Below are 8,349 nucleotides of genomic sequence, written 5' to 3'. Positions count from 1 at the left end.
ACTTGACTTTTAATCAAGGTGTCCGGAGTTCGAATCTCCGATGGGTCACCATTTTTATCTAAAACATAAAATAAAAAAACACCTTTCCATCAACCGTAAATATTTAAAATTTACACTACAGTTATCCAGAATTATATAAACTTCGGATTTATTTATGTAAATAAAAAATATATAATATACTTTTCAATTATTATGGTTTTATTCATCCTTATTGCAACTTTCGCAATTTAACTTTTCTTAAATTATATTACAAACATATAAACGTGCTTATTAAATATGCAAAAACAAAATAGGTATCAATCTGATTTTCATTCAGCGGATACCTATAATCATTTTTTATTTGCAATTATATTGCGTTATTAAACAAAACATAATTTATCATAATCATTCTCTGCTAAATATTTTCTTAGTTTCTTATAGATTCACATTTCAAAATATTTGCCGGTAAATATATTATAATTATTTATACCATATACAAAACTAAATCATATTTATATCTTTTAAATTTTATTGTTACAAAACTAATCATCTTCATCCTCGGTGTTATCTATTTCAAGATCATTTTTCTCCTCATCTTCTAAGTCATCATTTTCTTTATCTTCTTCATCACTTTTATCTTCATTTTTATCTTCTAAATTTTCTTCTTTTGCTTTTCTTTTTTCTTCCAAGGCTTCAGATTTTTCATCATCTTTATCTTCTTTAGCTTCTTCTACATTGTACACCTTATTACCATATTTTCTGATAAACTTCTTTAAATCCTTAGATGAAATCCCCTCATAAAGCTCATCTAAAGTATCATCATCTATTGCCTTTTCAATTATATATAAACCAAGAGACTTTTTAACTCTGTCGGCCTCATTAACATCATTCTGATCACCTTTTATATAAACAGCATTATAGTCACTTATCATTTCATATATATCTTCTTCTAATTCTTCATACTTATCTTCATTTCTCGTGAGTGCACTAGCTATTAAAATAGATTTATCCTCTAACTCAAAATCATTTAACATGCTTGCTATATCAGAAATATCTTTACCTTTTAAACCATCCAACTCTTTATCTGTAAGCGTCTTATCATATGATCTAGCTTCCATTATCTTATTATTTTTATTTAACTTTACTTCCACACTTTTTTTCCCATCAAATGACACTGTAGCATATGCCTTTTCTGCAAATTGAGGAGTTGTAAGTACCATTACAAATATCGCAATAGCAGCTGCAACAGATATAAGCTTATGCACAAGAGACTTCTTTATTTTATGTTTATTACCATCTAACAATATAAATTTATTTGTATCTTCTTTTATATAGAAATCTTCTTTAACAACATATATCGAATCACCTTCTTTTACTTGATTCTTTTTTTTAATTCTTACTATAGTACCATCTTCTTTCATGGCCAAACAATACTTATCTTTTATTTCTAAGACTAAAACTTTCCAAAACATTTTAACCCTCTACCTTTACAATCCATTCATATAAAGCTGGATAGCGTTTCACAAATATAATCATTGCTGCTAATATAAAATTTTTACTAATTTTCACAATTTTCTCTGTAACATTTGCTATTTTAGCGACTATTTTTATAGGTAACTTCTTCTTTTTGTATGTAAGATTTACAATATTATCATCTGCACTAGCAGTTTCTGCAACCTTAAGAGCTCTATTCCTCGTATCCCTATGTTTAGGAGCTGTATCTGCTAAAATCTCCAAATTCAAACCAAAGTAACCTAGCTGTTTTTTATATTCATCTAACTGAATTATAAAATCGTCATCTTTCCTTTGAGCATGTTCATCTTCAATCTCTATACCATTATCAGTTAACATTTCTAAAGACACACTTTTAGGTCTTTTATTAAGCTTTATTAAATGTGTTTTAATTCTGCTTTCAATTACTAACTTAGCAAACCCTAAAAAAGCTCCTCTATTTTCATCAAACTTATATACAGCCTCTGAAAAAGCAGCAAGCGCTACACTTAATTCTTCATCATTTTCTACAGAAACATACCTTCCGGTTAAGCCACTTATCGTCTTAATAATAAATGCCATATTGTCTTTTATTAAATTGTCCAAATTATCTATACATACCTCATCTATAGAAATCATTATATACTCTCCTACTCTTCACACCCATCACTTATTAATATATCTTATACTATTTCAGATACATTAGTCAAACTATACAACAGTTGGAGATAATAAATTTACTGCATCAATACCACCTATCTTAAATATATTATCTATAACAATATTACTGTCACCATCTGAAATGCGAACCTCATAAACCAATTCAAAAGAATCACTTAATATATTCTTTGCCTTAACTTTACTACCCCCTATACTATCAACAACCATCTGAATTTTATCTAAATCCGATACACTGCCTCGAACAACCAGTAACTTATCATCTAAAACATCATCATCCTTCTTTGATATAATCATTAATACTGCCAAGACCACACTCCCAAGCAAACCTGCAATAAAGCTCATTGTTGAAGCTATTAACCCAATAGCCATAGCCCATATAATAAAACCTATATCTCTAGGATCCGTGATATTTGTTCGGAAACGAACTATAGACAATGATCCTAACATTCCTAAAGAAAGAGCCAAATTTGACTGAATAAGATCCATCAGTATAGTTGATACAAAAGCCATAATAACCAATGTTACTGCAAACTTTGGCTGATAACTATTACTAGAATGTGCTATCTTATATGTAATAAAAAGTAGTATTACTAAAAATGCAGCAAATCCAAGAGTTTTAACTAAAGTCATTGTTGACATTTCATACTCTGCCACCATCATTGAATTTCTCATCATATCATTAAAATCACTATGCATAATATTTACCCCCTATTTTACGCTGCCTTTGTTTCTGGTGCCAATATATTTACTCCATGCAAACCGTCTATAGTATCGAGCTTATTAATCAAATTATCTTCTACATTTTTATTAGCATTGATCTCATAAACCAATTCAAAAGTATTCTCAAATATATTCTTTGACTGAACTGTTATACCTCTCATATTATTAAAAATGCTTTGAACATTTACTAAAATATTTCTTTCACCTCTAATAACTAAAGTTGTCCTTTTTCTATTATAAAGCATCCTACACAATACAATCAAAATCGTGCTCATACTTAATGTTGCAATAATACATGGTAAAAATGCACCCATTGCTGAAGTAATACCTATTGAAAGAGCCCAAAACACAAATCCCAAATCCCTTGGATCTTTAGTATTCAACCTAATTCGACAAATTGATAATGATCCTAAAGCTCCCAGTGATAATAGCGGGTTATCTTGAATTAATAGTATCAATACATTTGATAAAAATGCCATCATCATAAGGTTTATATTAAATTTGCTGTTATACGATAATTCTGTCTGCACAAGTCGATATGTTATCCCCATGATTAACGACATAACTAATGTAAATAATAAACTACAAACCAACACCTCTCTTGAAGGCCCTGCATTTGCAAGATTATTTAAAAATATATTTATAACTTCTTTCATCTTTCTTCCTCTTTTCTATCCTTTTATTTTGTATTAATAATAATATTGATTTAATATATCTCTCGATGTTCCAAATTTACTAGGAGGTTTCCTATTTAAATCACACTGTTTTAAAATATCTTGAATCTGCTTAAATAAAAATCTGTCATATTTAATTTCTAATATAGTATCCTCTTTTGCCATAGCTGCTTTAAAGTTTAAGTTATGTGAAAATAATTCATAATTAAAATCGCAATATCTTAAATTGTTATCCAGGGTAACTCTCGTATTAAAATTTTCATGTGTATATGCTCTTCTATCGTATTCAACTAACGAAACTGGTCTATAACATCTTGTAGACATCAAATCGTATGCATATTTTGCTATACTACTATTATATTTTAATAATACTGAGTAATCTTTATCCAAAAGCCGTTGTGCATCATCTCTTGTGATTAATAAACTTTCTTTAAGCTCTCTACCATAAGATTTTTGTTTAAGCTCAAATTTAACATTTTTATCGTCTGGGTTATAGACTCTCATACGAATTCTTTTTACATCTGGCATTTTAACTCTTTTTTCTATATAGTCATCATTATAGTAGCTGTCAAAATACACACTTCGAACTGTATAGCCATTATAGCCACCATAAACATCTGGTGTTAATATCTTATCCATAGAATCCAACACAAATAACCTATCTTCCAAACCAATAAGGTATTTAACTTCTCTCCTTGCAACAGATAATAATCTGGAATTATCGTTCATTTTTCAAACCTCCTTTCTCCCTTTCATTATATAATACGAACTTAATTTTTATTTTCGGTACCTTTTTTGATAAAAAATAGAAACTACTAAATTTTTAATACCACCAGTTAAGAATACAATTAAAATAATTAAAATCTATTATAAAAATATTCAAATATAATGTTCAATAAAATTACTATCATAGAGCTTCTTTAATAAATTATTTTATTATAATATTCAATATACTTCCGATCATATTAACTTATCCTTATTCAAAAAATTAATAAAGTAAGATTATTTTATAATTGCGTAATTACCAATAAAATATTAAATAGTCTCAATATAAACTTATATTAAATTCATAATTTCTAGCTTTAATGCTTTATCCAATTTAGGCACAAAAAAAACTCATAGATAAACAATTTCTAACTGCCTATCTATGAGAAGTATATAATTTTTTCAATTTTATTTTATCTCATAATCATCATATCCGATAGAATTCTTTTCTGGCATTATCCATGAAAGGATAAAATACAAAAGCACAAAGGGAAATCCTGTAGTAACCAAAGCTAAAACAACAAATATAACTCTCACAACAGTAACATCTACTTCAACATATTCACTTATGCCTTTAAGTACCCCACTAATCATGGCACCATTTTTTGTTTTATATAATTTTTTATTCATTGTTACCTCTTAATATCATCTTATATCATAATTAGTATATTTACTTTTTTCTTCACCAGGAATAATTACAGTGAGAATAATATATAATATTATTGCAGGAAAACTATGAAAAACCAATCCCAAAACAATATAAACAAATCTCACTATGATAGCATCTATACCGATAAAATCAGCAATACCGTTTAATACACCAAAAAACATTGCACCGTTTCTTTTCTTATAAAGCTTTCTGGACATAAAATACCTTTTCTTTCTTAATTATACATATATATAGTATATATACTATATTATTCGAAGATTATTATATCATTAACAATTAATTAAAACAAGAATAATATTAAGCTAAAACAACTGCTTTGCAATATAAAAAAGACTAAAAACTTTGTTTTTAGTCTTTTAAAGAAATTATGGATTTATTCCCAAGGTTTTAACACTACTTTTATAGCTTCACCTGTTTTAACTAATTCAATACCTTTTTTGATATCTTTCAAAGGAATAACATGTGTAACAAATTTACTTGCATCAATTGCACCTGTAGTTATAAGTTCAACAGCTTTAGCAAATACTTCAGGAGCATAAGCATAACCACCGTATAGTACTAATTCTTGATAGTGAATTAAGTTTGAATCAAAAGCTACATGACAATTATCTTTTGGTAATCCACCAAATAAGATAACTTTTCCTCTTGGTTTTAATAGGTGAGTAGCTTCAACTTGAACAGAACCAACAGGGCAAGCTGTAATAACCACATCTGCACCAATACCTTCTGTTTCTTGCATAACAAAATCATGTAAATCTCCTGCAACAGGGTTTACAAAGTCATCTGTTGTATCAAATCTGTGAGCCATTTCAAGTCTTGATTCACTTGGCTCAGAAATAATAACTTTTGCTGCACCTCTTGCTTTTGCAACGGCACTATGTAAGTTTCCAAGAGGACCGGCACCGATAACAACTACAACATCGCCTTCTTTTACATTGGCAAATTCTTGTGTAGAGTATACACTTGACAAGGTTTCAGCTAGAGGAATTAAATCTAAATTAAATCCGTCCGGTGCTTTTACAATACCGTCATCAGTACAACATTCTTCAGGAAGAGCAACATATTGTGCATATCCCCCAGGCATTTCTGTTCCCAATACTTTTTTATTAGAACAATGGTTTTTTAAACCGTTTTTACAGAAATAACATTCTCCACAAAGTTTAATAAGAGGATTTAAAACTACTTTTTCCCCTACAGGATATTTTGGATTATTACTTTCTGCAACTTCTCCGGCTACTTCATGACCTAAAATATGAGGTGGAGTAACATCCTTATGACCTGATGAAAAAGTTCTTATATCAGATCCGCAAAGACCTACTGCATCTACTTTTATTAAAATCCCCTTTTCAGGACATTTAGGTGTTTCTACGTTCTCCAAACTGAAATCATTTGGACCTCTAAATACGACTGCTTCCATTTTATAATTCTCCTTAAAAATTAATTTTTTATTTTTTCGTTGAATTGATTATAACACATTGTCAACAAGAATAAAATATAAAAAATGAAACTTTTGTAATTTGAAAAAGTTTACATTTAAAAAAAATAAATTTGACATATGACAAATGTCACATTTTTAACTTTTTAGGAGGAAATCAGAGTTTTATGTTAAATAAAATTTGGTATTTTATTATTATAATTTCAGTAATTTACGGAATACTCAGTGGAAATACAGAAAATATGGCAAAAGCATTTTCTTCATCTGGAGAAGATACCGTAAAGATATGTATATCATTACTTGGAACAATGTGTTTTTGGATGGGAATTATGGAAATAATAAAAGAAAGCAAGTTAATAGAGAAAGTAAATAGAATGTTTAAGCCTATTATAAACTTATTATTTAAAGATATAAAACATAACAAAGATATCGTAAACACCATTATTTTAAACCTTTCAGCGAATTTCTTAGGACTTGGAAATGCCGCAACCCCCTTTGGAATAGATGCAATGCACAAAATGAATATGATAAATCAAAAAAAAGACACCTTAAACGATGACATGATAATGTTTCTTATTCTCAATACAACATGTTTCCAATTGCTTCCGACATCAATTTTTGCATATAGAATGTCATACGGTTCCCTTAATGTAGGTATAGTTTTTATACCTATACTATTATCAACACTTTGTACAACAATTTCAGGCGTAATAATAGCTAAAATGTTTAAAAGGTACTACAAATGTTAAATTTCATATCTTCTTTCATACTTATTTTCATAATTATTGGAGTTTTAACATACGGAATAAAGAAAAAAGTAGATATTTATGCGACATTTGTAATAGGTGCAAAAAAAGGCATAAAAACCACTTTAAACATATTTCCGTTCCTTTTGGCATTCACTGTAAGCGTGAGTATCTTTAGAGAAAGCGGACTTAGTGACTTTATCGTAAAGATACTTTCTCCATTATGTGATATGATAAATTTTAAAAGTGAACTACTACCCCTTATGATATTCAGACCGATTTCCGGTTCAGGAGCAAGTGCTGTACTTTGTGATATTTTTAAAGTATTTACCCCGGATTCTTTTATAGGTCTTGCGGCAAGTGTTATGATGGGATCAACAGAAACAACATTATATGTGTTAAATGTTTATTTGGCAGGAGAAAAGATAACAAAACTTAGATATGCCTTAAAAGCCTGTCTGCTTGCTGATGTAGTAGGCTTTATACTTGCATACATAATATGCATATTATTCTTCGGTTAATAAAACAATAAACAAATAAAAAAAGAGGAAATCTCCTCTTTTTTATAAACACATATTATAAATATTTAATATATCATCTTTACCAAGGGGCTTATATGCATCTTTAAGTTCCCCTATTTTTTCTGCCATATCTTCAAAATAAGTATCATCTATCCCCACTTCTTTTAGACTCATAGGTATACCCAAACTTGCAAAAAAATCATACGTATTCTTTATTGCTTCCAATGCAATATCTTTTTTATCCTTATGAGGAGAAATTCCCCAAACATTTAAACCATATTCAACGAATTTATCCATAGTTTCGTCATTTAAAACATATTTCATCCATCTAGGAGTTAAAATAGCAAGCCCGACACCATGTGTTATATCATAAAAAGCACTAAGTTCATGCTCCATTGGATGAACACACCATTCAACTTCATTTCCGGCACTTAATAGTCCGTTTATTGCCCATGAAGAAACCCACATAAGATTTGCTCTTGCTTCATAGTTCTCAGGATCTTTATAAGCGATAGGTCCGTATTTTATACAAGTTTTAAGCAAAGCTTCCGACATTCTTGACTGCATAAAGCCTTCTTTAACATTTGAAAAATAATTTTCAAATATATGCGACATAATATCTGCAGTACCTGCGGCTGTTTGATTTTTAGGTACAGAACAGGTATAA

The 8,349-nt window shown here is 29.1% G+C and carries 11 protein-coding genes; 2 read left to right on the top strand and 9 right to left on the bottom strand.

Annotated elements, in window-relative coordinates; genetic code table 11:
- Positions 1-521 precede the first annotated feature (521 nt).
- The 8 genes from QZ357_RS07390 to QZ357_RS07355 all read right to left on the bottom strand — a co-directional run bounded on the left by QZ357_RS07390 (position 522) and on the right by QZ357_RS07355 (position 6,397).
- Complete coding sequence (locus QZ357_RS07390) at positions 522-1,451, bottom strand: hypothetical protein (RefSeq protein WP_290774057.1); 930 nt, start codon at positions 1,449-1,451, stop codon at positions 522-524.
- 1 nt (position 1,452) lies between these two features.
- Entirely contained in the window at positions 1,453-2,109 is a 657-nt protein-coding gene (locus QZ357_RS07385) for an RNA polymerase subunit sigma (protein WP_290774054.1), read from the bottom strand.
- 72 nt (positions 2,110-2,181) lie between these two features.
- Positions 2,182-2,847 (bottom strand): DUF4956 domain-containing protein, encoded by a 666-nt coding sequence (locus QZ357_RS07380; protein ID WP_290774051.1) that lies wholly within the window; start codon positions 2,845-2,847, stop codon positions 2,182-2,184.
- Between the two features lie 17 nt (positions 2,848-2,864).
- Positions 2,865-3,527 carry a DUF4956 domain-containing protein gene (locus QZ357_RS07375; RefSeq protein ID WP_290774048.1) on the bottom strand — a complete coding sequence of 221 codons (663 nt, stop codon included), beginning with the start codon at positions 3,525-3,527 and terminating at the stop codon, positions 2,865-2,867.
- Positions 3,528-3,560: 33 nt separating this feature from the next.
- Positions 3,561-4,274 carry a polyphosphate polymerase domain-containing protein gene (locus tag QZ357_RS07370; RefSeq protein WP_290774046.1) on the bottom strand — a complete coding sequence of 238 codons (714 nt, stop codon included), beginning with the start codon at positions 4,272-4,274 and terminating at the stop codon, positions 3,561-3,563.
- A gap of 444 nt (positions 4,275-4,718) precedes the next feature.
- Positions 4,719-4,940, bottom strand: coding sequence for a PspC domain-containing protein (locus QZ357_RS07365; protein ID WP_290774042.1), 222 nt, complete (start codon positions 4,938-4,940; stop codon positions 4,719-4,721).
- A gap of 15 nt (positions 4,941-4,955) precedes the next feature.
- A complete protein-coding gene (locus QZ357_RS07360) occupies positions 4,956-5,177 on the bottom strand; it encodes a PspC domain-containing protein (protein WP_290774039.1) in 222 nt (73 codons plus the stop codon).
- A gap of 176 nt (positions 5,178-5,353) precedes the next feature.
- A complete protein-coding gene (locus QZ357_RS07355; RefSeq protein WP_290774036.1) occupies positions 5,354-6,397 on the bottom strand; it encodes an alcohol dehydrogenase catalytic domain-containing protein in 1,044 nt (347 codons plus the stop codon).
- A gap of 185 nt (positions 6,398-6,582) precedes the next feature.
- Between QZ357_RS07355 and QZ357_RS07350 the strand changes: the two genes are divergently transcribed.
- Together QZ357_RS07350 and QZ357_RS07345 are read left to right on the top strand one after the other, a co-directional pair.
- Positions 6,583-7,164 (top strand): nucleoside recognition domain-containing protein, encoded by a 582-nt coding sequence (locus QZ357_RS07350; protein WP_290774033.1) that lies wholly within the window; start codon positions 6,583-6,585, stop codon positions 7,162-7,164.
- Positions 7,158-7,682 (top strand): nucleoside recognition domain-containing protein, encoded by a 525-nt coding sequence (locus tag QZ357_RS07345; RefSeq protein ID WP_290774030.1) that lies wholly within the window; start codon positions 7,158-7,160, stop codon positions 7,680-7,682. The genes QZ357_RS07350 and QZ357_RS07345 overlap by 7 nt, the downstream gene beginning before the upstream one ends.
- 42 nt (positions 7,683-7,724) lie before the next feature.
- On the opposite strand, the gene QZ357_RS07340 is transcribed toward QZ357_RS07345, so the two are convergent.
- The coding region (locus QZ357_RS07340) for an iron-containing alcohol dehydrogenase (RefSeq protein WP_290774027.1) at positions 7,725-8,349 on the bottom strand (625 nt) is incomplete at its 5' end.

Origin of the sequence: Anaerofustis sp. (assembly GCF_019420015.1) — a bacterium.
In the GTDB taxonomy this organism is placed as follows: domain Bacteria; phylum Bacillota; class Clostridia; order Eubacteriales; family Anaerofustaceae; genus Anaerofustis.
Note: the sequence above shows the minus strand (reverse complement) of the source record. Positions and strands in the feature narration are given on the sequence as shown.